The sequence below is a fragment of the Arthrobacter pascens genome (assembly GCF_017052465.1).
In the GTDB taxonomy this organism is placed as follows: Bacteria; Actinomycetota; Actinomycetes; order Actinomycetales; family Micrococcaceae; genus Arthrobacter; species Arthrobacter pascens.
The window spans coordinates 1-24,382 of record NZ_JAFHKT010000126.1 but is presented as its reverse complement, the minus strand read 5'-3'; the positions used below and the strand labels follow the sequence as shown (position 1 = coordinate 24,382).

General features: G+C 66.8%; 21 protein-coding genes. 9 read left to right on the top strand and 12 right to left on the bottom strand.

All coding sequences use genetic code 11. The features are described 5' to 3' along the window. The first annotated feature begins 55 nt into the window (after nt 1–55). From JYA52_RS07595 to JYA52_RS07570, 6 genes are all read left to right on the top strand, one after another. Nucleotides 56–1,702 carry a sensor histidine kinase gene (locus JYA52_RS07595; RefSeq protein ID WP_205652594.1) on the top strand — a complete coding sequence of 549 codons (1,647 nt, stop codon included), beginning with the start codon at nt 56–58 and terminating at the stop codon, nt 1,700–1,702. Beyond that, on the top strand, nt 1,699–2,412 hold the full coding sequence (locus JYA52_RS07590; RefSeq protein ID WP_205652593.1) for a response regulator: 714 nt from the start codon (nt 1,699–1,701) through the stop codon (nt 2,410–2,412). Before JYA52_RS07595 ends, JYA52_RS07590 begins: the two co-directional genes overlap by 4 nt. Nucleotides 2,413–2,536: 124 nt before the next feature. Beyond that, nucleotides 2,537–3,178, top strand: a complete 642-nt coding sequence (locus JYA52_RS07585) for a GntR family transcriptional regulator (RefSeq protein WP_205652662.1) — start codon at nt 2,537–2,539, stop codon at nt 3,176–3,178. Between the two features lie 26 nt (nt 3,179–3,204). Beyond that, nucleotides 3,205–4,725: an MmgE/PrpD family protein gene (locus tag JYA52_RS07580; protein WP_205652592.1), complete on the top strand. Its 1,521-nt coding sequence runs from the start codon at nt 3,205–3,207 to the stop codon at nt 4,723–4,725. Continuing rightward, the gene (prpB, locus tag JYA52_RS07575) at nt 4,726–5,631 is read left to right on the top strand and encodes a methylisocitrate lyase (protein WP_205652591.1); all 906 of its coding nucleotides are present in this window, start codon (nt 4,726–4,728) and stop codon (nt 5,629–5,631) included. It abuts the gene before it with no gap. A 70-nt stretch (nt 5,632–5,701) separates the two neighbouring features. After that, the gene (locus JYA52_RS07570) at nt 5,702–6,841 is read left to right on the top strand and encodes a bifunctional 2-methylcitrate synthase/citrate synthase (protein ID WP_205652590.1); all 1,140 of its coding nucleotides are present in this window, start codon (nt 5,702–5,704) and stop codon (nt 6,839–6,841) included. Nucleotides 6,842–6,932: 91 nt separating this feature from the next. Here the strand turns inward: JYA52_RS07570 and JYA52_RS07565 are convergent, their stop codons facing one another. The 12 genes from JYA52_RS07565 to JYA52_RS22420 form a co-directional block, all read right to left on the bottom strand. After that, entirely contained in the window at nt 6,933–7,889 is a 957-nt protein-coding gene (locus JYA52_RS07565) for a hypothetical protein (RefSeq protein ID WP_205652589.1), read from the bottom strand. A 1-nt stretch (nt 7,890) separates the two neighbouring features. Beyond that, a complete protein-coding gene (locus JYA52_RS07560; RefSeq protein ID WP_205652588.1) occupies nt 7,891–8,400 on the bottom strand; it encodes an RNA polymerase sigma factor in 510 nt (169 codons plus the stop codon). A gap of 75 nt (nt 8,401–8,475) precedes the next feature. After that, the gene (locus JYA52_RS07555; RefSeq protein WP_205652587.1) at nt 8,476–8,967 is read right to left on the bottom strand and encodes an 8-oxo-dGTP diphosphatase; all 492 of its coding nucleotides are present in this window, start codon (nt 8,965–8,967) and stop codon (nt 8,476–8,478) included. 11 nt (nt 8,968–8,978) lie between these two features. Then, a complete protein-coding gene (gene xerD, locus JYA52_RS07550) occupies nt 8,979–10,025 on the bottom strand; it encodes a site-specific tyrosine recombinase XerD (RefSeq protein WP_276208549.1) in 1,047 nt (348 codons plus the stop codon). Further along, the gene (locus JYA52_RS07545; protein WP_205652586.1) at nt 10,025–10,687 is read right to left on the bottom strand and encodes an NUDIX domain-containing protein; all 663 of its coding nucleotides are present in this window, start codon (nt 10,685–10,687) and stop codon (nt 10,025–10,027) included. The genes xerD and JYA52_RS07545 overlap by 1 nt, the downstream gene beginning before the upstream one ends. Before the next feature lie 45 nt (nt 10,688–10,732). Then, nucleotides 10,733–12,523, bottom strand: coding sequence for a CTP synthase (gene pyrG, locus JYA52_RS07540; RefSeq protein WP_205652585.1), 1,791 nt, complete (start codon nt 12,521–12,523; stop codon nt 10,733–10,735). A 100-nt stretch (nt 12,524–12,623) separates the two neighbouring features. Continuing rightward, nucleotides 12,624–14,363: a DNA repair protein RecN gene (recN, locus tag JYA52_RS07535; RefSeq protein ID WP_205652584.1), complete on the bottom strand. Its 1,740-nt coding sequence runs from the start codon at nt 14,361–14,363 to the stop codon at nt 12,624–12,626. Nucleotides 14,364–14,366: 3 nt separating this feature from the next. Then, complete coding sequence (locus JYA52_RS07530; RefSeq protein ID WP_205652583.1) at nt 14,367–15,407, bottom strand: NAD kinase; 1,041 nt, start codon at nt 15,405–15,407, stop codon at nt 14,367–14,369. Nucleotides 15,408–15,419: 12 nt separating this feature from the next. Beyond that, nucleotides 15,420–16,232 (bottom strand): TlyA family RNA methyltransferase, encoded by an 813-nt coding sequence (locus JYA52_RS07525; RefSeq protein ID WP_205652582.1) that lies wholly within the window; start codon nt 16,230–16,232, stop codon nt 15,420–15,422. A 1-nt stretch (nt 16,233) separates the two neighbouring features. Continuing rightward, on the bottom strand, nt 16,234–16,518 hold the full coding sequence (locus JYA52_RS07520) for a hypothetical protein (RefSeq protein WP_205652581.1): 285 nt from the start codon (nt 16,516–16,518) through the stop codon (nt 16,234–16,236). 36 nt (nt 16,519–16,554) lie between these two features. Next, nucleotides 16,555–17,544, bottom strand: coding sequence for an HAD-IIA family hydrolase (locus JYA52_RS07515; protein ID WP_205652580.1), 990 nt, complete (start codon nt 17,542–17,544; stop codon nt 16,555–16,557). A 6-nt stretch (nt 17,545–17,550) separates the two neighbouring features. Beyond that, on the bottom strand, nt 17,551–18,543 hold the full coding sequence (locus tag JYA52_RS22420; RefSeq protein ID WP_307869332.1) for a hypothetical protein: 993 nt from the start codon (nt 18,541–18,543) through the stop codon (nt 17,551–17,553). Here JYA52_RS22420 and JYA52_RS22415 point away from each other — a divergent pair. The 3 genes from JYA52_RS22415 (at nt 18,508) to JYA52_RS07500 (ending at nt 23,796) form a co-directional block, all read left to right on the top strand. Beyond that, a complete protein-coding gene (locus tag JYA52_RS22415) occupies nt 18,508–19,458 on the top strand; it encodes a hypothetical protein (protein ID WP_240460066.1) in 951 nt (316 codons plus the stop codon). The two genes, JYA52_RS22420 and JYA52_RS22415, sit on opposite strands and share 36 nt — an antisense overlap. Nucleotides 19,459–19,767: 309 nt before the next feature. Then, nucleotides 19,768–21,771 carry a bifunctional copper resistance protein CopD/cytochrome c oxidase assembly protein gene (locus JYA52_RS07505; RefSeq protein WP_205652578.1) on the top strand — a complete coding sequence of 668 codons (2,004 nt, stop codon included), beginning with the start codon at nt 19,768–19,770 and terminating at the stop codon, nt 21,769–21,771. A gap of 81 nt (nt 21,772–21,852) precedes the next feature. Beyond that, nucleotides 21,853–23,796, top strand: a complete 1,944-nt coding sequence (locus tag JYA52_RS07500; RefSeq protein WP_205652577.1) for a multicopper oxidase family protein — start codon at nt 21,853–21,855, stop codon at nt 23,794–23,796. The last annotated feature ends 586 nt before the right edge of the window (nt 23,797–24,382 follow it).

Sequence of the window (24,382 nt, the reverse complement as noted above, 5' to 3'; positions counted from 1 at the left end):
TCGGCACAAAGTGACTTGGCTCACCGTTGCGTTCATATTGGTCATAGGAGGTGTTGTGATCCACCGTTGGAGCATTGCCAGGCGGCTGTTCGTGGCCAATCTGCTGTTCGTGCTGGCGCTCACCGCAGTCGTCGGGACGGCCGCCTTCATCGACGCCCGCGACCGCACCTATGACGAGGCCGGGCGCCGGATGACGGCCTTGGCTGTTTCAGTTGCAGACAACCCGCTGGTGCTGCAGGCCGCGGCCTCCGCTGATCCCTCGGCCCGGCTCCAGCCCTACGCGCTTAGGGTGATGGACGACGCCGACGCCGATTTCATCACCATCATGGCGCCGGACAGGACACGCTGGACGCACCCCCGGACCGAGGAGCTTGGCCAGCCGTACATCGGTTCAATCTCCGATGCCCTTGAGGGGCGCGTATTCACGGAAATCACGGCCGGCACCCTGGGCCCCTCCGTACGGACGATTGCTCCGGTCAAGGACGCCGGCGGCTCGGTTAAGGCCCTGGTGGCCGCCGGCGTCACGGTCAGAACCATCGACGTCGCGGTAGCCGGCAGGATTCCAGCCCTCCTGGCTATCTCCGGCGCCCTCCTCGCGGCCGGGTCCATCGCCTCCTGGCTGCTCGGAGGCTACCTCCGGCGGGTAACGCGCGGCTGGGGACCCGAACAGCTTGCCCAGCTCTTTGCCTACTACGAATCCGTGCTGCACTCGGTGCGCGAAGGTGTCATCCTGATCGACCCCAGGGGACGCGTGGTGATGTACAACGACCAGGCCGCCGAACTGCTGGGGCTCGAGCCGCGGGACTCGGGCGACGTTCCGTCAAACGCTCCGTTCCTGGCCGACCTGCCGCTGACGCCGAGCCTGAAGAACCTGTTTGAATCGGGCCACACCGTCCACGATGAAATCCACTTGACGGCTTCCGGCGTCCTGGTGGTGAACCAGAGCCCCGCCGTGGGCCCGGACTCCCCCGCGGGCCGGCCTGCCCCGGTGTTCGGAACAGTTGCCACGATCCGGGACCGCACCGAAATCGAATCGCTGGGAAGCGAGCTTCAGACCATGCGGACACTCTCGGACGCACTGCGCGCCCAGACCCACGAGCACGCCAACCGCCTCCACACCATGGTTTCACTGCTGGAGCTCGGCCGGACCGGCGAAGCCCTCGACTTCGCCACCAAGGACCTTGAACTCAGCCAGCAGATGACGGACGACATCATGGGCTCCGTGCAGGAACCCGTGCTCAGCGCGCTCATCATGGGCAAGGCCGCCGAAGCCCATGAACGCGGCGTGGAGCTGGCCGTGGGGGCGTCGCGGACAACGGGCGCCACGGGCCTTGCCGTCCAGGACCTCGTCACCATTCTTGGCAACCTGCTGGACAACGCCATCGATGCCGCCTCCGACGCCCCGGCCCCGCGGCGCGTGGAGCTGACGGTGGAGTCAGACGCTGACGGACTGGAGATTACTGTCGAGGATTCCGGCAAGGGCATTGCACCGGATGCCATCGACGACATTTTCCGGTACGGCTTCAGCACCAAGGAGGCCGGACCCTTCGGCCGCGGCCTGGGGCTGGCGCTCGTGAAGCAGGCGGTCCAGCGTCTGGCCGGTACGATGACCATCACCAATTCCGGCCGCACGGGCGGCGCACGCTTCCACATCGCGCTGCCCCTGCCGGAGCCGCACAGTCTCCTGGAGGAGCAAGCGTGACAGACATCCGGGTCCTCGTCGTCGAGGACGAGCCGATTGCCTCGGCGGCGCATGCCGCCTATGTGGGCAGGCTGGACGGCTTCACGCTGGCCGGCACCGCCCCGGATGGCCAGTCTGCGCTGCGGATGCTTACCGAGTTCGCGGCCGCCGGCAGCCCTGTGGAGCTGGTCCTCCTGGACATGAACCTGCCGGATCTGCACGGTCTGGACATCGCCCGCCGCATGCGTTCCGCCGGCCACTTTGCCGACATCATTGCCATCACGGCGGTCAGGGAGCTGACGATCGTCCGCAACGCTGTCTCCATCGGCGTGGTGCAGTACCTTATCAAGCCATTTACGTTTGCCACGTTCGCGGACAAGCTGGAGAGCTACCGGCAGTTCCGCGAGCAGCTGGCCGCACCCGGAGCGGGATCCTCCAAGATGGGTGCTTCCCAGAGCGACGTCGACCAGGCGTTCGCGAGCCTCAGGGCGCCGTCCGAGCTGCCCCTTCCCAAAGGCCTGGCACCGTCCACTCTGGAGGCGGTCCGCGACTTCATCAGGCAACAGCCGGGGGCGGTCTCAGCCACCGAGGTGATGACGGCGCTGGGCATGTCCCGGGTCACGGCCCGGCGCTACCTGGAGTACCTCGCCGACGCCGGCACGGTCTCCCGCACTGCCCGGTACGGGGCGCCCGGCCGCCCGGAAAACGAATACCGCTGGTCCCGGGTCTGACCGCAGCCAACCACCTTCCATGTATACATAAAGCCGGATGATGCGCGGAAAATTCAAATAACACTGGGCAAAATCCGCCTTTATGTATACACTCGGTGACATCAACCATTCGAGGGGAGGCAGCATGCGCGCCAGCGACCGGGCCTACGCGGCACTGCGTGATGACATCATCGAGTGGCGGCTCCTCCCCGGGACGGTCCTCGCCGAAGTCGAGCAATCGGAACGCCTCGGCGTCTCACGCACGCCGCTCCGGGAAGCACTGAGCCGCCTGACGGCGGAAGGGCTGACGACGACGGCGGGCGGCCGCGGCGTCGTCGTCACCGATATCTCCCTGGAGGATATCGACGAACTCTTCGAGCTCCGCGAAACGCTCGAAGGCAGGGCGGCTGCCCTGGCCGCCGAGCGCGGCGACGCCGCACTCTTCCTCCAGCTCCAGAAGGAGCTGCTCGAAGCGCCGGACCTGATCAGCGGCGCTGATCCGGCCCGGCACGAATACTACGAGCTTGTCGGCAGGCTGGATGAAGCCATTGATGCGGCCATCTCCAACTCCTACCTGGCCCAGGCCATGCGGAGCCTTCGGGTGCACTTGGTGCGCGTCCGGCGGCTGGCCGCCGACGACGCCGCCCGGCTCACGGCAGCAGCGGCCGAGCACGCGGCCATCGCCGAAGCGATCGCCGCCCGTAACCCGCGTCTGGCCGAAGCTGCCACCACCGTGCACCTGCACCGCAGTCTTTCCCACGTCAAAGCCACCCACACACCCCATTAGCCGTCCATACCTAGCAAGGAGCCCCCATGGTGAAGGAACACCACGTCCGTGTCTACAAGAGCGAGGAAAACCTGCCCCGCGAGGACCAGCTGGCCCACAAGATCGCCGTGGTGGCAGCCGATCCGGTAGCCGTCACGGACGACGTCACCGAAATGGTGATCAACCGCATCATCGACAACGCCTCGGTGGCCATTGCATCGCTGAACCGCGCTCCCATCGTGGCGGCCCGGGCGCAGGCCCTCGCCCACGGTCCTTCTGCCAACGGCAAGGGTGCGAAGGTCTTCGGAATAGGCGAACGGGTGTCCCCTGAATGGGCAGCCTGGGCCAACGGCGTGGCTGTCCGCGAACTGGACTACCACGACACCTTCCTCGCGGCGGACTACTCGCACCCGGGCGACAACATCCCGCCTATCCTGGCGGTGGCCCAACACGTCGGATCCAGCGGCGCGGACCTCATCCGCGGCATCGCCACGGGTTACGAGATCCAGGTGAACCTCGTGAAGGCGATCTGCCTGCACAAGCACAAGATCGACCACGTGGCGCACCTGGGCCCCTCGGCCGCAGCCGGGATCGGCACCCTGCTGGGGCTGGACGTCGAAACGATCTTCCAATCCGTGGGGCAGGCGCTGCACACCACCACCGCGACGCGGCAGTCCCGCAAGGGTGAAATCTCCACCTGGAAGGCCCACGCCCCTGCGTTCGCGGGCAAGATGGCCGTGGAGGCCGTGGACCGCTCGATGCGCGGACAGACCTCCCCGGTGCCGATCTACGAAGGCGAGGACGGTGTCATCGCCTGGATGCTGGACGGCCCGGACGCCTCCTATGACGTTCCGCTGCCCACGCCCGGTGAGGCCAAGCGTGCCATCCTGGACACCTACACCAAGGAGCACTCCGCGGAGTACCAGGCCCAGGCCTGGATCGACCTGGCACGGAAGCTGCACAGGGAACACCCCGAGGCCACAGACCCGTCCAACGTGCAGTCCGTGCTGATCAAGACCAGCCACCACACACACTTCGTCATCGGCTCGGGCGCGAACGATCCGCAGAAGTACAGCCCCACTGCGAGCCGGGAGACCCTGGACCACTCCATCCCGTACATCTTCACGGTGGCCCTGCAGGACGGTTCCTGGCACCACGTGGACTCCTACGCCCCCGAGCGCGCCGCCCGGCCCGACACGGTGGAGTTGTGGCACAAGGTCACCACCGTGGAGGACCCGGAATGGACCCGCCGCTACCACTCCCTGGACATCAACGAGAAGGCCTTCGGCGGGTCCGTGGAAATCACCCTGACCGACGGCACCGTCATCACCGACGAGATTGCCGTGGCCGATGCCCATCCCCTCGGCGCCCGGCCGTTCGCCCGCGAGCAGTACGTGAACAAGTTCCGCACGCTGGCCACCGGCCTGGTGGAAGAAGCCGAAATCAACAGGTTCCTCGCCACCGTCGAACGCCTCCCGGAACTGGCGGCCGGCGAACTCGACCAGCTGAACATCACCGCCGCACCCGGCGTCATCGACTTCGCAGCGGCACCCAAGGGGCTGTTCTAGATGCTCTACTCCAAGACCACGCCGGAAGAGAAGCGCCTGCGCTTCCGCGAACTGCTCGCCTCCGGCACCATCGCGCAGTTCCCTGGCGCCTTCAACCCCCTCTCCGCACGGCTAATCGAGGAAAAAGGGTTCGCCGGCGTCTACATCTCCGGCGCCGTGCTCGCCAACGACCTCGGGCTGCCGGACATCGGGCTGACCACGCTGACAGAAGTGGCCACCCGCGCCGGACAGATCGCCCGGATGACCGACCTGCCGTCGATCGTGGACGCCGACACCGGGTTCGGCGAGCCCATGAACGTCGCCCGCAGCGTCCAGGAACTGGAAAACGCCGGCCTGGCCGGCTGCCACATCGAAGACCAGTTCAACCCCAAACGCTGCGGCCACCTGGACGGCAAGAACGTGGTGGACCTGGACACCGCCACCAAACGCATCAGGGCCGCCGCCGACGCCCGGCGCGACCCCAACTTCCTCATCATGGCCCGCACCGACATCCGGGCGGTTGAAGGCCTGGAGGCTGCGACGGACCGTGCCCGCGCCCTGGTGGAGGCTGGCGCCGACGCCATCTTCCCGGAAGCGATGAAGGACCTCAGCGAATTCCAGGCCATCCGGGACGCGGTGGACGTGCCGATTTTGGCCAACATGACCGAGTTCGGGAAAAGCGCCCTGTTCACGGTGGACGAGCTCCAGAACGTCGGCGTGAACATGGTGATATATCCCGTGACCCTGCTCCGTAGTGCCATGGGCGCCGCGGAGCGTACGCTGGAATCGATCAGGGCCGACGGAACGCAGGAGGCACAGGTAGGAAGCATGCTCACCCGTGCGCGGCTGTACGACCTCGTGGACTACGAGGCCTACAACCGCTTTGATACGGGCGTCTTTAATTTCCGGATCCCCGGAACCGACTGACGCGCAGTCCAAACCGGACCGCCGGCCCTGGGGGGCCGGTCAACTGAGGCAAGGAACGAAGGAGTTCAGCATGGCTGAAGAAGAGATCAAAAAAGGCCTCGCCGGCGTCGTGGTGGATTACACCGCCGTCTCCAAGGTCAACTCCGACACGAATTCGCTGCTGTACCGGGGCTATCCGGTCCAGGAACTGGCAGCACGGTGCAGCTTCGAGGAGGTCGCCTACCTGCTCTGGAACGGCGAACTCCCCACCACGGAGGAGCTGGCCGCCTTTACGGCGCGGGAGCGGGCCGGCCGTCCCTTGGATCCGGTGGTGAAGCAGGTGATCGACGTCCTGCCGGTCACGGCCCACCCCATGGATGTCTGCAGGACTGCTGCCTCGGTCATGGGCGCGCGCCACGAACTCGCAGAGGATTCCTCCCGGGAGGCCAACATGGCCAAGGCCGTGGACCTGTTCGCGGCCATGCCCGCCGTCGTGGCCTATGACCAGCGCCGCCGGCGCGGTCAGGCCCTGGTGGAGCCCCGCAACGACCTTGGCTACTCCGCCAACTTCCTGTGGATGACGTTCGGCGAGGAGTCGGTGCCGGAAGTGGTGGAGGCCTTCAACGTCTCCATGATTCTCTACGCTGAGCACTCCTTCAACGCCTCCACCTTCGCCGGCAGGGTCATCACGTCCACGCTGTCCGACCTGCATTCGGCGGTGACCGGCGCGATCGGCGCGCTCAAGGGGCCGCTGCACGGCGGCGCGAACGAGGCCGTCATGCACACCTTCGACGAGATCGGGATCCGCCCGGAGGAATCCCTTGAGGATGCCGCGGCCCGGGCCAGGGCGTGGATGGAACATGCGCTGGCCAACAAGAAGAAGGTGATGGGCTTCGGGCACCGCGTGTACAAGCACGGTGACTCCCGCGTGCCCACCATGAAGGCCGCCCTGGACAAGATGATCGCGCATTACGGCAGGCCGGAGCTGCTGGGGCTCTACAACGGGCTCGAGGCGGCCATGGATGAGGCGAAGGGGATCAAGCCGAACCTGGATTACCCGGCCGGACCGACGTACCACCTCATGGGCTTCGACACGCAGATGTTCACCCCGCTGTTCGTCGCCAGCCGCATCACCGGCTGGACGGCCCACATCATGGAACAGCTCGAATCGAACTCACTGATCCGGCCGCTGAGCACCTACAACGGCGCCGAGGAACGGCACGTGCCGTAGGTTTCACCTCCGCGGAACGCACGACGCCGGGCCGGTCACCCCTTGGGTGGCCGGCCCGGGGCCGTTGCGGCAGGTCCTATCTGCTGACTACTTACTTGCCGGGGGCCGTTCCGGCCGGCTGCAGCGCCAGGGAGACCAGCATGCGCTTGATGTCCCGGTACTCCTGCGTCTGCATGTAGGACTTCGCTTCTGCGACGGTGTCGAAGGTGAGCGGAGCATTCTGGCCATCCGCGGTGAGCCACACGGAGTCACCAAAGTGCGCGAAAGGAACGTTGTCCGGACCCAGGATTCCGTTGTACAAGCCGCACGTGGTGGACTGCGGAGCCAACTCGCCGTCAGCAAGCGCCATGGAGCCGTAGACCTTGTCTCCCTGGATGACCCTGAAGACAAATGCCGACGGGCCACGCGGGAATTCCTTGAGCTTGTCGGCCTTTTGCGGAATGTCGACTACCACTGAATCCAGTGTGTGGAAGGGCTTTGGGTCGGGGCACATGGGACCTCCCGTGCCGTCGTAGGCCAGATTCAGGGTGGCCATGGTCTTGCCGAGGGAATTTTTCACCTCGACGGCGTTGTAGGAACCTCCGGCGATTTCTTGCGGAGCTTCTGACACGGTCCAGCCGGCCGGGTATTCAAAGGTGGCCTGGCCTGTCGCATCGGTAAAGGACACCCACGCAACTGCTGGCGCCTGGGTTGGTGCCGGAGTCGCCGCCGTCCGTGATGCAGCCGGTGTCGGCGATACCGCCGGTGTGGCTTCTGCGGCTGTCGGCGCGACGGGGCCGGCTGGAGCGGGGGCCAGCGTCACGGCCCCGAGGTTCGTCGCCACCAGGACGCCGGCTGTCACCGCCACTGCGGCCAGCCCAAGCACGCCGGCTAACCGTGCCCTGTGCCGCTTCCGGTCCACGAACGGCACCACATTGGCGGGCAGGCTGTCGCTGAAGACGGGTGGCCCGGCGAGGGCTCGGCGCAGGGCCGCGTCAGCGTCGGGAACCTCCGCAGTGTCGTGACGGAGCGGGTCGGCCCCGGAAATCAGCTTCTGGATCGGGTCCATCTCATGCCTCCATCTTCTGCGTGATCGACCCGGCCGCCGCCGGCATCCGTTTGCGAAAGGCTGCCCGCGCACGGTGCAGCCGGACCCTCGCGGCGGATTCGCTGCACCCGAGAACGCCGGCGATTTCAGCCATGCTCAGCTCATCCCAATAAGCCAGTTGGAGGATGTCGCGCTCGTTCTCACGCAGTGCCGCCATGACGTCCTGGACCACCAGGTCCTCGGACTCCGTACCAGAGCGGGGTTCCGCGGCTGATCTGAGTTTCTCCTGCAGCGCCAGCAGCCGGTCACGGCTCCGGTAGGCATTTCCGATCAGGTTCCGGGCCACCGTAAAAAGCCAGGCGGAGTCCGTCCGGGGCCCGTCATCCCACTTCTGCCACACCACGCGGAAGACGTCCGCTGCGAGCTCTTCGGCAACCTCCGCAGACTCCACGCGCCGGCGCACGAATCTGTAGACCCGCGGATAGCTTTCCCTGTGAACGGCGATGAACGCCAGTTCGCGTTCCGATCCCACGCATCCCCCAAACGAAAGAAGTACGGTCCTGGCCTGGCAGGCTACAGGTATTGTTTCCGCCAGCGCCCCGGACTGTTACACACTCCGCGAAGAATATTCAGCGGAGGCCACCGTCTCGTTGTCCTCGTTCAGGGTGATGACGGCCTCAACCACTCCCCCGTCCACGGCCGCGGGCAGCCAGTGCTCCGCGTCCTGCCACATGCGCTCCAAGGGAAGAGCGGAGACCAGGAACCATTCCGGAACAATTTCCGAACTCTCCACTGGGTCGCCGGCCCACCGACGGGACGTGAAGAGCCGGGTGGACATGTTCCATTCCGGCCGGGCCGGAAAGACGAATTCGATCAGTCCGGCGTCGCGAAGGTCTTCCTCCAGAACGGTGATACCGGCTTCCTCGTAGACCTCACGGCAGGCAGCCTGGGCATCGGTCTCGCCCGCTTCAACGTGGCCGCCCAGGCCCACGATCTTCCCGATGCCGAACCCGGTCTTTTTCAGGCCCAGCAGGACCTCGGGCCCGATCCCCGGGCGCTCCCGAAGCAGGAAGCACAGCGTGACAGACGTCGACCTCATGGATCCATTCTCTATCCGAGCGCCCGAGGGTGGGCGGCGGCGTAGATTTCCCGGAGCGTGTCGGCCGTTACGAGCGTGTACACCTGGGTGGTCGTGACGGAGGCGTGGCCCAGCAGTTCCTGCACGACGCGGACGTCGGCCCCGCCCTCGAGCAGGTGGGTGGCGAACGAGTGGCGCAGGGTGTGCGGGGACACGTCCTTGGTGATGTTGGCTTTTTCGGCGGCTGCCTTCAAAATCGTCCAGGCGCTTTGCCGGCTGATGCGCCCGCCCCGGGCATTGAGGAAGAGCGCCGGTGTTCCTTTGCCCTTGCACGCGAGCAGGGGCCGGCCGCGCACCAGGTAGGCATCCAGGGCCCGGGCGCCATAGGATCCGAGCGGAACCAGCCGCTCCTTCGACCCCTTGCCGAACAGCCGCACAATGGCGGGTCCGTCTTCCGCCGGCTGCACGGAGATGTCATCCACATCCAGCCCGACAGCCTCGCTGATGCGGGCCCCGGTGGAATAGAGGAATTCGAGCAGGGCCCGGTCCCGCAGGCCGGTCGCGGTGTCGGTACCGGCGGCTTCGAGGATCCGGGTGACCTCGTCCACGGTGATGGCCTTGGGCAGCCGCTTCCCCGGCAGGGGCGGGTGGACGTCGCTGGCGGGATCCGCCGTCGTCATGCCTTCCAGTGCCCAAAACTTGTGCAGTCCGCGGACGGCAACGACGGTGCGGGCCGCCGAGCGCACGCCCAGGGGCGTTCCGCCGTCCGAACCGTCAGACAATGCCTGGGCGAAGCCCGTCACGTGGCGGCGCGTCACATCACCTGGGCGGCTGAGGCCTTCGGCGGCGAGGTAGTTGGAGTACCGCACGAGGTCGCGGCGGTAGGCGGAGAGGGTGTTGGCGGCCAGACCCCGCTCAACGCCCATGTGCTGGAGGTAGTCGGTGACGGCCCGGTCGATTGCGGTCCGCGGGCGTTCGGGACGGGTATTGTGGGCGCCCGGGCGCACCTGAGCCTCCCGGTCCGTTCCCGGATCGCCCGGGGCGGGTGGGGTCTCAGCTGCTGCCGTGCCCGCCGTCATCAGCGCTGGCTGGGATGGGCCGGCCACGGGGCGTCAGCCGGCCGCAGCCCGGTAAATCCGTCTGCCTTGGCCGCCGCGGCTGCAAGGACTCCGACGACGGCGGACGGGTTGTGCAGGCGCCCCTCCAGCACGGCGGCCACGGCTTCTTCGAGCGGAATCCAGTGCAGTTCAATTTCGGCTTCCTCGTCCGTGCGGACGTGAAGCTCGTGGTGCGGCACTTCGGTGAGCCCGCGGGCAAGGTAGATGCGGATGGCTTCGCTGGAGGACCCGGGAGAGTTGAAGAAATCCGCCAGGACGTTCCAGGTGCCGGCCACGAGGTCCGCTTCCTCGGCGAGCTCCCGTGCTGCTCCTGCCACGAAGTCCTCGCCTTCGACGTCCAGCAGGCCCGCGGGAATCTCCCAGAGGTCCATGCCGACCGGGTGCCGGTACTGCTTGATCAGCAGCACCTCGCCGTCGTCGTTCATGGGCAGCACGGCCACGGCCCCGGGGTGGTCGATGTAGTCCCGGACCAGCGCGGTGCCGTCGTCGGTCAGCTTGAAGCTGTCGCTCACCACGTCCCAGATCCGGCCCTCATAGACCTTTTCCGTGGACAACAGACGGCGCGGGCTCGGCGCATCCGAAACCTGCCGTGCAGCAGGGATGTTTTCAGAAATACCGGGCATCGCGCCGTCCTCCGTCATTAGTGCTCTGGCCTACCGTGCAATCAGTTAGCGGGCGGTCGCCCCGGAGGCAGCCTCAGCGGCTGGCACCTCCGGCGCTGCGGTCCCGGACACGGGAGCAGCGGAGCCGGTGTCGGCACTGCCGCTCTGGTGGTCCAGCGCCGCCTTGACCAGCCCTGCGAACAGCGGGTGCGGCCGCGTGGGCCGCGAACTCAGCTCAGGATGGGCCTGCGTTGCCACGTAATACGGGTGCACCTCACGCGGCAGCTCCACGTACTCCACGAGCTTGCCGTCCGGCGATGTTCCGGAGAACACGAGACCCTGGGCTGCAATCTGCTCGCGGTACTTGTTGTTGACCTCGTAGCGGTGGCGGTGGCGTTCGCTGACGGTGGTGGTGCCGTAGGTCTCGGCAATGACCGAGCCCTCTTCCAGCTTGGCCTCGTACAGTCCGAGGCGCATGGTGCCCCCGAGGTCACCGCGGCCCTCAACGAACTCGAGCTGCTCTTCCATGGTGGCGATGACCGGGTACTTGGAGTCGGGCTCGAACTCGCTGGAGGAAGCGCCTTCGAGGCCGACCACGTTGCGGGCGTACTCGATGACCATGCACTGCAGGCCCAGGCACAGGCCCAGCACCGGCAGCCTGGATTCGCGGGCGAACTTCAGCGCACCCAGCTTGCCTTCGAGGCCGCGGATGCCGAACCCGCCGGGAACGCAGATGGCGTCCACGCCGTCCAGCGACCGGACAGCGCCTTCGTGGGTTTCGCACTCATCGGACGGCACCCACCGGATCTTGACCTTGGCGTCGTTGGCGAACCCGCCGGCGCGCAGGGCCTCGGTCACGGAGAGGTAGGCATCCGGAAGGTCGATGTACTTGCCCACGAGGGCAATTTCGACTTCGTGCTTGGGGTTGTGGACAGCTTCGAGCAGCTTGTCCCAGCTGGTCCAGTCGACGTCCTTGAAGGGCAGGTCGAGCGCCCGGACGATGTAGGAATCCAGGCCCTGGGTGTGCAGGGTCTTGGGGATGTCGTAGATGCTGGGCGCATCGGCGGCATTGACCACGGCGTCGATGTCGACGTCGCACATGCGGCCGATCTTCTCGCGCATCGCGTCGGGCACTTCGCGGTCGGAGCGGATCACGATCGCTTCGGGCTGGATGCCGATGGAGCGAAGGGCCGCCACGGAGTGCTGGGTGGGCTTGGTCTTGAGTTCCTGCGAGGGCCCGATGTACGGGACCAGAGACACGTGCAGGAAGAAGACGTTGGTCCGGCCGATGTCCTGGCGGACCTGGCGGGCGGACTCGAGGAACGGCTGCGACTCAATGTCGCCAACGGTGCCGCCGATCTCGGTGATGATGACGTCCGGCGCGTTCTTGCCCTCGGACGGAAGCCGCATGCGGCGCTTGATCTCATCGGTGATGTGCGGGATGACCTGGACGGTGTCGCCGAGGTACTCGCCGCGGCGCTCCTTGGCGATCACGGTGGAGTAGACCTGGCCGGTGGTCACGTTCGCGGAGCCCTCGAGGTTTTCGTCAAGGAAGCGCTCGTAGTGTCCGATGTCGAGGTCGGTCTCGGCGCCGTCGTCTGTGACGAAGACCTCGCCGTGCTGGAAGGGGTTCATCGTGCCCGGATCCACGTTCAGGTAGGGATCGAGCTTCTGCATAGTTACAGACAAACCGCGTGCCCGCAGGAGGTGGCCGAGGCTTGAAGCCGTCAGTCCCTTACCGAGCGAGGACGCCACACCGCCGGTGACGAAGATGTGTTTGGTCGTCTTGGACGAGCCCGGGAACCGGGAATTTACACGGGAATTTGATCGCTGCACCACGGAATTCGAGCCTATCATCAATTGAGCCTTCCACGGGTCGGGTAACGCGCCCCCAAATGCCTCAGTCTCCCGTGTCCGGCGCCCTGAGGGCAAGAGAAGGCCAAGGGCTCAGGCCACCCTAGGCCTGCTGCGGCAGCAGCCGGGCGTCGTCCACCAGCTCCTGTGCGTGGGCCTGTGCCGTCTCCGAGTCCTCCTGGCCCGCCAGCATCCGCGCCAGTTCCCGGACCCGCTCGGGCTCGTCCAGCAGCTGCACGTCGCTGGACGTAAACCCGGTGGCGGTGGCGCCGTCGGAGCCCCGTACGGAGGTCTTGGTGACCCGGATGTGCTGGTCGGCGAAGGCGGCCACCTGCGGCAGGTGCGTGACCACAAGGACCTGCACGTGCCGTGCCAGCATGGCCAGCCGCCGACCGATTTCGACGGCGGCGCGGCCGCCCACCCCTGCGTCCACTTCGTCGAAGACGAACGTCGGCACGGGGTCGACGGCCGCCAGCACGACTTCGATGGCGAGCATGACCCGGGAGAGCTCACCGCCGGATGCGCCCTTGCCCAGCGGCCTGGCCGGTGCACCCGAGTGGGGCCGGAGCAGGAAGGAAATGTCGTCCGCGCCGTAGGGGCCCAGCTGGCTGGCGGCCTCGAGGTTGATCACGAGGGTGGCATCCGCCATGGCGAGGGCCGTTAGCTCGGCACTCACCCGGGCGGAGAGGTCCTTGGCTGCCTTCGCCCGGATCTTGCTGATGGCCGAAGCCTGTTTGGTGAGCTCAGCCTCCGCCCGGGCCACTTCGGCGTCCAGGCTCTCGATCCGCGTGGAATCGTCCTGCAGCTCGTCAAAGCGGACGCGGGCCTTCTCCGCCCACTCCAGGACTTCGTCGATACTGGGGGCATACTTGCGGACGAGCTTGGCCAGGGCTGCCCGGCGCTCCTCGATCTCCGCCAGCCGTTCAGGGCCCTCCGAGTCCAGGCCGGCCTGGTAGCTTGCCAGCTCGGTGGCGATGTCGTTGAGCAGGAACCCCACTTCCGCGAGCCGCGCGGCAGCCGCGCCGAGCTCCCCATCATGCTCGGCCACGTGCTCCAGTGTCCGTTTGGCGCTGTCCACCAGCGTGGTGGCGTCACCGGTTTCGCCGAAGTCCTCGGCGATGAGCGCCTGGTGTGCCGTGGTGGCGGCGATCCGGAGCTCCTCGACGTTCGCCAGCTTCACGGCCTCGGCCTTGAGGGTTTCGTCCTCCCCCGGCTGGGGGTCCACGGCGTCAATCTCCGCCAGCGAGATCTCGAGGGATTCGGCCTCGCGCAGCCGGTCCCGCGCCGCGCTGCGGAGCGTCTCCAGCTCGGTCTGGCTTGCCTTCCATGAGGCGTACAGCTGTTGGAAGCCGCCCAGGGCGGATGCCAGGGGCTCCCCCGCGAACTTGTCCAGGGCCTCGCGCTGGGCCGCGGCGCTCTTGAGCCTGATCTGGTCCGACTGCCCGTGCACCACCACGAGCGATTCGCCGATTTCGGCCAGCACCCCCACCGGGGCGGCCCTGCCGCCGAGGAACGCGCGGCTGCGCCCGTCCGCCCCCAGGCGCCGTGACAGCAGCAGCTCCGCGCCGCCGTCGAACTCCTCGATTTCCGCCCCGGCGTCGCGGGCGCGGTCCACGGCGGCATGCCCGGACTCGAGCCTGACGACGGCTTCGGCGGAGGCGCTCTTTGCGCCGCTGCGGACGGCACCGGCGTCGGACCGCGCGCCGAGCAGCAGCCCGACGGCGGTGACCACCATGGTCTTGCCGGCACCGGTCTCGCCGGTGACCACGCTGAGCCCGGGGCCCAGCGGCAGCGTGGCGTCAGCAATAACGCCCAGATCGCGGATTCTCAGTTCTTCAAGCATGGATCACTTCCCAGTCGGAGGATCGGTTTCTTCGGACTGCCCGGCAAGGACCTGCCCGGCATACCCGGGCGCCGGCGGAGGCGCCATGGGCCGGGGCGTCCGCACAATCGGCACGGGCCCCGTGGTGACGGCCCCGGACTGCGGCACCGGCCCGCGCCAGCCGTGGATGGGCAGTTCGAACTTGCGCACCAGCCGTGCAGAAAACGGCGTCTGGTGGGTACGGGCCAGCCGGACGGGGGTGGCGGAACGCGTGACCTCCACCCGGGCGCCGGGCGGAAGGTCGACCGACCGGCGGCCGTCGCACCACAGCACGCCCTGCGCGTCCGTCCGGTTCAGCACCTCCACGGCAAGCCTGGACCGCGGTGACACCACCAGCGGCTTGGCGAACAGCGCGTGGGCGCTGATGGGCACGATCAGGAGGGCTTCCACTTCGGGCCACACCACGGGGCCGCCGGCGGAGAACGCATAGGCCGTCGATCCCGTGGGCGTGGCGAGCACCACGCCGTCGCATCCGAAGGAGGTCAGCGGACGCTCGTCCACTTCCGTGACCACCTCAAGCATCCGCTCGCGGTTCCCCTTTTCGATGGCCGCCTCATTGAGTGCCCACGTGTGCCAGATTTTCTGTCCGCGGACCCACACCTGGACGTCAATGGTCATGCGCTCTTCCACCGTGTATTCACGGCTGGCGATCCACTCCACGGTCTGCGCGAGGTCCGCACGCTCACTTTCGGCCAGGAAGCCCACGTGGCCGAGGTTCACGCCCAGGAGGGGAACATCCACTTCCCGGACCAGTTCCGCGGCCCGAAGGATGGTGCCGTCCCCGCCGAGCACCATGACGAGCTCCACATCGGGCAGCTGGACATGGTCGTGCAGGACCTCCACAGGATGCTCCAGCCGGCCGAAAAAGCCCTCCATGTCGCCCAGTTCCGATTCCTGCATCACCGGGATGATGCCGGACGCGTGCAGCTGGGCGCACGCCTCCCAGGCAGCCTTCAGGGATTCTTCGCGGCCGGTGTGGGCAAGTACCAGTACACGCCTGCTCATCGGTTCCGCTCTCTAGTGGTTCGGCCAGATTTTTCCGAGCAACACAGCCACGGCTGCATCCCGCTCTTCGATCTTAGGCAAGTCTTCGGCAATTCTTCGTTTTATCCACAGGAAGTATTCGACATTTCCGTCCTGCCCGGGCAGCGGGCTGGTCGCCAGTCCGCAGAGTTCCAGTCCCGCATCGACGGCAGCCCCAGCCACTTTACCGACTGCCATCCGGCGTTCACGCTCCGACGTGACCACGCCGGTGCGTCCGAGCCGCTCCTTGCCGATCTCGAACTGCGGCTTGACCATGAGCACGAGGTCGCCGCCGGGGCTGGTGCACGCGGCCAGCGGCGCCACGACGAGGGTCAGCGAGATGAAGGACAGGTCCGCCACCGTCAGCTCGGCCGTGCCGCCGATCTGGTCCGGGTCCATGTAACGGACGTTCAGCCCTTCATGGACGCTCACCCGGGGGTCGTCCCTGAGCTGCGGCACGAGCTGGCCGTGCCCGACGTCGACCGCCACCACGTGCCTAGCCCCCCGCCGCAAGAGGACGTCGGTAAAGCCGCCGGTGGACGCACCCGCGTCAAGGCAGCGTTTGCCGCCGACGGCGACCGCGGGAAAGGCGTCGAGGGCGCCGGCCAACTTGTGCCCGGCCCGGCTGACGTACGTGTCCGTGGCGTCCTCCGCCACCGACAGCTCGCGGTCGTCGGCGATCTGCAGCGAGGCCTTCGCGAGGACGTCGCCGGCGGAGGTCACCTTGCCGTCGGCAATGAGCCGCGCGGCGTGCGTGCGGGACCGCGCCAGCCCGCGGCTGACGAGGATCTGGTCAAGTCTGGCCATGTCAGGCGCCACCGGGCCCTGCTGAGGCGTCGGCCCCGGAGATGTCCTCGTTCAGCGCTGCCAGCAGGCTATCGTGCATCTCCGCGTAGGCGGCAGGGTGCTCGGACACCGGAAGCGTGGGGATGTCCCGCACACGGCCGAGAATCGCCTGAACGGTGGCGTCCGGGTCAGCGTTGCCAGAGTGGGCACCGGCGGAGCCCGACTCGTCAAAGCCGGCCGGCGGCAGTTCGGGCCAAGCGACCTGCGGGGCTGCCTCCAGATCGGCGTCAGGATGAGGCTCTGTCATTGCACCAGTCTATGGATCGGGTTGATTGGTCAAGTTTTATTGACCAATCCATTCAAGCACGGGACCCGTGGCCTCCGGCGCCTGCGGGTGGGCATTCCACCACGCGGCACAGGCCGCACGCCAGGAATCGAGGTTTTCCTGGTCGCCGCTGATCCGGACACTGTCTCCGTCCACGGAGGCGAAGGCGTCACCGCAACGGTACCCGCCGCCGTCGTGCTCCACTGCTGGGTACGGCTGGTACAGTCCGGTCAGGTCGCTGATGAGGAAGTCAGGGCGTTCGTCCGTGCGTGCTGCAAGGATCGTCTCCCGGGTATCGACGCCGGTGAGGACCGCCACTGTGGCAAAGCCTGCCCGGTTGCCGCCCAGGATGTCCGTGTCCAGCCGGTCGCCGACCACCAGCGGGCGCTCCGCCGCGAGGCGCTTGGCCGCGGCGTGGAACAGCGGGGCCTCCGGTTTCCCGGCAACACGCGGGGTCTGGCGTGTTGCTGCGCTAACTGCCGCCACGAGGGTGCCGTTGCCCGGTGCCATCCCGCGGGCCTGCGGGATGGACATGTCCGTGTTGGTGGCGACCCACAAGGCGCCGCCGGCCACGACGTACGATGCCTCGGCCAGGTCTTTCCAGCCGATCTCGGGATTGAAACCCTGCACGACAGCCACCGGGTGCTCCGCAGCACTGTGCACGGGCTTCAGGCCCACGAGCTCGATCTCGTGGGCCAGTGCTGGACTGCCGGTGATGAGGACGGCAGCCCCCGCCGGGAGGAGCGAAGCCAGCAATTCGGCCGCGGCCTGCGAGGAACTGACCACCTGGTGGTCTTCGGCCGGGGCACCGAGCTCGCGCAGGTGGGAGGCCACCTGCGCCGGGGTCCGGGACGCGTTGTTGGTCACGTAGCCGAGCCCGACGCCGATGCCGTCCAGGCGCTGCAGCGAATCCACTGCGCCGGGGATGGCATGGGGTCCGGCGTAAACCACGCCGTCCAGGTCGGAGAGCAGTGCGTCGAACCGCGAAATAAGATGTGCGTCAGCCATGCGTGCCTAGTCCTCCGAGCCTTCGTGCCGGGAATCGTGGGCCGATGCCTCACCCTCGGTGGCTTCGTCCTCATCGTCATCCGGTTCCGCGGAGTCGAGGTCGGACTCGGCGTCGTCGGACTCAAAGTAGTCCGATTCGACGTCGTCGAGGTTGTCATCGGTGGACGCCGCGTCAGGCCCGGCGGGAGCCGTATCAGCAGCGGTATCGGAAGCGGTATCGGAAGCGGTATCGGCGGCCGGCGCGATGCCGGCGGCCTGCTCGGAAGTGCTCCGTGCCTCCTGGGGAGCAGCGTCGGCGGCGGCGTGGGCGATCAGCCGTTTGCGTTCGGCTTCCTCCCGGGCTTCCTCTTCCTCGTCCCAGCCGAGGTCGATGATGTCCGGCTCCTCCGAGATGCCCATTCCCAGGGCCTCTTCTGCGACAGCAGCCTGCCGCTGCCACTTCTCAGATTCCGTTTGGCGGCCTACTGCCGCGAGGGCATCCGCGTAGACACGGAACAGGCGAGGGCTGTAGGAGAAGGCGCGGTTGATGTCCAGCTGCGGGATCTCAAGCTCGGCCACTGCTGCATCGAGCTGCCCCAGGTCCGAACGGGCACCGGACGCGACGATCGCCAGCTCCACCTTGCCTGGTGCGTCGAGGTCCTGGGCTTCCTCGGAGCGGACAACGTCCAGGGCCCGGTCCGGGCGTCCGAGTCCTCGTTCGCAGTCAGCCATGACGGGCAGGTGCACGTTGGAGCCGCTGATACGGCGGTAGGTCCGGAACTCCCGCAAGGCTTCGCCGTAGTGCCCGGCGGCGTAGGCGGTCAGTCCCACAGCCTCGCGGACAGCGGCCAGCCGGCCTCCGCGCCGGCTGGCCGCCAGAGCGTGCTGGAAGGCAAGCTCGGGCTCTTCGTCGAGGAGACGGCCGGCCATGACGAGGTGGCGGGCGACCCATTCGGCGCTCTTTGGTTCCAGGGTTTTGATCTGGTGCTGCGTGGCGCGGTCCAGCTCCTTGCCGGTCACGTCCTCATCAATTTCGGGCGAACGTTCGCGGTCCGGGCGGTTCGCGCTGCGCAGGTCCCGTGCATTGGGGACCCGCACCGGGCGGTCTTCTGCCCTGTCACGGCCGAACTGGCGCGGACCGGAGTCGCCCCGGTCAAAACTGCGGGGTGCCCGCTCCTGGCGGTCGCCAAACGGCTTGCGATTCTCGCCGCCGCCGAAGCTGCGGCGGTCGCCCTCGCCCTCGCGGCGCGGACGGTCACCAAACGGCTTGCGCTCCCCGCCACCGCCACCGAAGCTGCGGCGGTCGCCCTCGCCCTCGCGGCGCGGACGGTCACCAAACGGCTTACGCTCACCGCCACCGCCACCGAAACTGCGGCGCTCTCCGTCACCTTCACGGCGCGGACGGTCACTGAAGGGCTTGCGCTCCCCGCCACCGAAGCTGCGGCGCTCACCTTCACCCTCACGGCGCGGACGGTCACTGAAGGGCTTGCGCTCCCCGCCACCGAAGCTGCGGCGCTCACCTTCACCCTCACGGCGCGGACGGTCACCAAACGGCTTGCGCTCCCCGGCACCGAAGCTGCGGCGCTCTCCGTCGCCCTCACGGCGCGGACGGTCACTGAAGGGCTTGCGCTCCCCGGCACCGAAGCTGCGGCGCTCTCCGTCGCCCTCACGGCGCGGACGGTCACCAAACGGCTTACGCTCACCCTCGCCCTCACGGCGCGGACGATCACCAAACGGCTTACGCTCACCGCCGGAGCCGCGGCGGGGGTCGTCGCCGCCGCGTCCTTCCTTGGCCCTGAATCCCCTAGGGTCTCCCCCGGAATTATTGGTCCCCCTGAATGGGCCGCCTCGTGCACGGTTACTGCCCGAATCTCCGCGATCATGTCCGCTGTGATTGCCGCCGTTGTGCTCAGCCATGGTGGATTCCTCCTGTAGTGAGCCGATCACTGGCGCAATGCGCAGCCGCTCGTATCCGTGTTTTGTTGTCCTGCGCAACCCGATGTGAATCAACTCGGCGTCCGCTTATCTCTTGCAATTCTAGGCGAGGGCAGGTCCAGTCACTAACGTCCGGGGCGCCGGGAGGGCCGGTGTGCATATCGTCACAAGTCGCCGGCCGCCGGGCTTCGGCGTCACGGTTTTGACCCGGCGCGACGGAGTCGGTCATCTGGGCGGTCTTGCGTCCACAGGGAAACTCCAAGGAGCGGTGGCGAGACTGAACCCGAAAGCAGGCGCCGAGGGGGATACATGAAGAGGTCAACCGCCAGGGCAGCTGCGGCGGCTGCCGTCGTCGTGGGATGCGGCCTTGTGGCCCTTGTCATTGCCTATTACGCGCAGGCCGGCTCCGAGGCGGGCCTGCTGACCAGGACGGGACCTGCTGTTGTTTGGGGACTGCCCATCGCAAAACTCGTCTTCAACGTGGCGGCCGCCTGCACCATCGGGTCCTTGATGCTCACGCTGTTTGCCTTGCCTCCCAAGGGAAAGGCCTTCAGCCAGGCGCTCACTTTCGCTGGGATATCCGCCGGATTGTGGACCGGGGCCAGTGCGGCCATGAGCTTCCTCACGTTTCACTCACTCGCCAATCTGGCCTTGTTTTCCGAGGGGTCGGGAACCGCGTTCATCAGTTTTCTCGTGGACGTTGACGCCGGGCGGCGGGGGGCGTTGAGCCTCCTGTTGGCGGCTACCGTGACACTCCTGTGTTGTGCGGCACGCGGGTACCGGGAAGCTTCACTGGCGGCGCTGCTGTCGTTTGCGGGGCTCGTTCCACTGGCGTTGAATTCGCATGCGACGGGCAGCGGAAGTCATCCTGACAGCGCAGTCTCGGTGGTGATGCACATGGCCTCTGCCGCAGTCTGGCTGGGAGGACTGCTGGCGCTCGTTGTGCTACGCAGGACCTTGGATTCGGCAATGTTCACAACGGTGGTCCGGCGGTATTCGACCCTTGCGCTGGTTTCCTTCGTGGCCCTGTCTGTTTCCGGACTTCTGGCGGGCTGGGCCGGCGTCGGCACTCTGGCGGCGCTTGCCACCCCGTACGGAGGGATCCTCGCGGCCAAAAGTGCCGCGTTCATTGTGTTGGGGGTCTTCGGGTTGCTCCACCGCAGGTGGGTCATAGCCAAGCTCGAGCACGAGCCCCGAAAGGGAGTCCGTGCCTTCACTGTTTTGGCTGTGACCGAACTCGCCGTCATGGGGGCCGCGTCCGGCCTTGCTGCCGCGCTGGCGCGCACGCCTCCTCCGACTATTGCCGTGGCGGGACCTGCTGAACAAACACCGCAGATCCCTTCAATGATCGAGGCGTTCTCCACCTGGAGGCCCGACCCGTTGTGGAGCCTGGTCTGTGGATTGGCCGTGTTCCTGTACCTGGCTGGAGTGCGCCGGCTCCGCTTGCGTGGCGGTTCCTGGCCCGCTTATCGGACTGCCCTCTGGTTGTTCGGCATCGCTGTTCTTTTTGTCGTGACCAATGGCGGGCTCCATGCCGCCCAGGAAAACCTCATCAGCGCCCACGTCCTGACCCAGATGACCATTGCGGCAGTTGTTCCCCTGCTGCTGGTTCCGGCGGCACCCTTGTCCCTGGCGGAACAGACCATCACGCGACGGAATGACGGGAGCCGCGGGGCCGCTGAAGCCATGGACGCAGTTGTACGGCCGATTCTGAAGGCCACAGGAGATCCCCTTGTCCCAGCGTTGGGCCTCGCAGCGACGTTGACCTTGTTGTACTACACGCCCCTGCTGGAGTATTCCTCGAGCACCCAGTTCGGGTATGCGGCCATGACAATCCTCGCGTTGCTGGCGGGCTGCCTGTTCACCGCATCGGTGACGTGCGCTTTCAGCCGCCCTGCGTCCCCCACCGTGGCGGCCAGGTTGCTTGCCCTCGGGGGTGCCGCCGTGCTCTACAGCTTTCATGGCTGGGCCCTGGCCCAGCAACCTGACCAACTCCCGGATGCCAGGCGGCAGCCGTGGCAGATATCCGTGGATCCGGCCTTCGGCATTCCATCCGTCGGGGGCGCAGAACCCGCCGGCGTCGCCATGTGGCTGATAGCCGCGGGCAGCCTCCTGGTGGCGGCCGCCGTCGTGCTTTTTTCAGCGCGCCACAAGGCGGGCCCCCTTCGCGAGGCCCGCGGATCAAACGCGGCCGCACGAGAGCTGGTGACGGCCTCCGGGCCTGCGGCAGTAACAAATCCGGCCTTTCAGGCCCGTCCTGAAGGGTCCCCCAATGCCGGGCGGGCACCTAACAGCGTGCCTCTGGATCCCTAGAGCACTCAAGGTTTTCGCAGGGTGGGCAACCCACTCTTTATCTAAAGCATTTGGACTTTTGGCGTTACACAGGAGGTAGTCATGTCAGTTTCACGCCGTCAGGCACTGCAGATCGGCGGTGTCGGGGTCATCGGAGCCATGGGGCTGGCTGTGCCGCTCTCCTCCGTTGATGCCAAATCGGCCAGCCTGCTGGACCCGAAGAACATGCCCAGGCTGTACCAGCGGACGCTCCCCATCCCGCCGGTGCTCGCTCCTAAAAGCACCACCATCGGGGCCGACGGCAAGAAGACCCACCTGTACCAGATCGAGCAGACCGCTGCCATGGCCAACATCGTGGTAGGGCTGAGCACGCCGATCCTGGGGTACAACGGACTATTCCCCGGCCCCACCATCAAGGTGAACCAGGGTGAGCGGATCACGCTGGAGATGGACAACGTCTTGCCGCTCTTCCACCCGCAGTGGGGCTACCGGCTCGACACCTCTACCCATCTCCATGGTTCGGCATCCCTGCCCCAGTTCGACGGCTACGCCAACGACCTCACCGGCCGCGGGCTGTGCAAGGACTACGAGTATCCCAACTTCCAGCCGGCCCGCACCCTCTGGTACCACGACCACGCCGTGCACAACACCGCCCAGAGCGTGTACTCCGGCCTCGCCGGCCAGTACCACCTGCACGACGAGGTTGAGCGCAACCTGCTGCCGCAGGGCAAGTTCGATGTGCCACTGACCATCTCGGACGCCATGTTCGCCAAGAACGGGTCCCTCGGCTACAACGACAACACCCACTCCGGACTGTGGGGAGACGTCATCCTGGTCAACGGAGCACCGTGGCCTGTGATGAAGGTCCAGCGCCGCATTTACCGTTTCCGCATCCTCAATGCCTCCATCTCCCGTTCCTACCGTTTCCAGCTCGGCGCCGGAGACCCGGTGACGATGGTTGGTACCGACGGCGGTCTCATGCCAGCCGCCCAGCAGGTGACCTCCTGGCGCCAGGCCGGTGCGGAACGCTACGAAATCCTCATTGATTTCTCCAAGTACCCCGTGGGCAAACGGGTGGAACTGCGCAACCTGTCGAACAAGAACAATGTTGACTACGACTACACCGGCAGGATCATGGCGTTCGACGTTACCGGCGACCCTGTGGACACCTCCGGCCCCGCCGCCAGGGTGATGCCGACGCTGCTCACCGGCAGCTCCACCATGAGCCTGACGCCGTCCCAGTCCGTCAAGACCCGGCACATGCGCCTTAAGCGCGACCTCGACACCTGGACCATCGACGGTATGACCTGGGACGAAGTCGTCAGGAGCGGATACAAGAAGGTCCTCGCTGATCCCGACCTCAATGACATCGAGATCTGGGAATTCGAGAACAGCTCCGGCGGCTGGTTCCATCCCCTGCACATCCACCTGGTGGACTTCCAGATCCTCAGCCGCAACGGCCGTGCGCCCTTCCCCTACGAACGCGGGCCCAAGGACGTCGTGTATGTCGGTGAGGGCGAGACCGTGCGCCTGCTCATGCAGTTCGGTCCCCACCGGGGCCGGTACATGATCCACTGCCACAACCTCCCCCACGAGGACCACGACATGATGGGCCAGTTCAGCGTGGGCTATGACACCAACGATCCCGATCCCAACGATCCGATCGAAGCCGTCAAGCCCCATCCCATCGGGCAGGTAACGCCGGTTGAGCCAGGTAGTACGGAGCCCACCGAGACGGCCCCAGTAACAACGACGCCGCCCGCGCCGCAGGTCGACGTTGTCACGATCACTACTGCCCGGCACCGGCTGAACAAGGACATCGCCTTCGCCGGCACCTCCCAGTACACAGGTACTGCAACAGGGGCGAGCGTGGTGATCTGGGACGTGACGCCGGGCAGGACCGCTACGCGCCTCGGAGCCACAATCATCAACTCCCTCGGAGGCTGGTCCTGGACAACCAAGCCGGGGCCGTCGCGGCAGGTCACTACGGTGCGTATTGACTCCAGCCGTGGAGGCACGGCAACGGCGAACGTACGCACAGACTGAAGGTAGCCGCTGATTGAGCCTGTCGAACGTGGATCTCGACAGGCTCGGTCAGCGGGACGGGCCCAGCCGGACAGCCGGACGCTCCCTCACCTTTCGTCGCCTCCCAAGGCAACGCTCCCTCACTTGCTGCCGGGTTATCACGGACGCTCCCTCACTTCTTGTCGGGTCATCACCGACGCTCCCTCACTTCCCGCAGTGTTATCACGGACGCTCCCTCACTTGCTGTCGGTGACGACTGGGGCGGGTGGTGCGGGAGGGTCCGGCTCTGCCCGGCAACAGGTGAGGGAGGGTGCCGTTCGGCCCGGCAAGTAGTGAGGGAGCGTCCGGCTCCCACGCGGCAGGTAGTGAGGGAGGGTCCGGCTCTGCCCGGCAACAGGTGCGGGGGCGTTGGGCCTGGGCCGGCAAGTGGTGGGGGTGGTGGGGGTTTTTGTTGCCCGTGGTGGTGGGTGTGGTGGTGGTTGGGTGTTTAAATGCGGGAGAGCCCCAACCGTGTGGTTGGGGCTCTCGACCTAATGGTTGTCCGGCGGTGACCTACTCTCCCACACCCTCCCGGGTGCAGTACCATCGGCGCTGTGGGTCTTAGCTT